The sequence below is a fragment of the Pseudomonas sp. CFII68 genome, from assembly GCF_000416195.1.
Taxonomy (GTDB): Bacteria; Pseudomonadota; Gammaproteobacteria; order Pseudomonadales; family Pseudomonadaceae; genus Aquipseudomonas; species Aquipseudomonas kilonensis.
Genome location: NZ_ATLN01000091.1, coordinates 1 through 246 on the forward strand (window position 1 = coordinate 1; position 246 = coordinate 246).

Below are 246 nucleotides of genomic sequence, written 5' to 3' on the forward strand. Positions count from 1 at the left end.
CGGCCAACCTGATCGCCACCGCCGGTTGCGTGGCGCTGTGGGGCTACTTGCTGTACCAGGGCGTGATCGATCCGCTGGGCGGCATCAACACCTTGTGGCCACTGTTCGGCATCTCCAACCAGATGTTGGCCGGTATCGCCCTGATGCTCGCCACCGTGGTCCTGATCAAGATGAAGCGCCAGCGCTACGTCTGGGTCACGCTGCTGCCGGCGAGTTGGCTGCTGATCTGCACCACCACCGCGGGCC

The 246-nt window shown here is 65.0% G+C and carries 1 protein-coding gene; it reads left to right on the forward strand.

Going from position 1 to position 246, the window contains the following annotated elements; translation table 11 throughout:
• Positions 1-246, forward strand: a 246-nt coding sequence (locus tag CFII68_RS12745; RefSeq protein WP_018607736.1) for a carbon starvation CstA family protein, incomplete at both ends; no start/stop codon positions are given.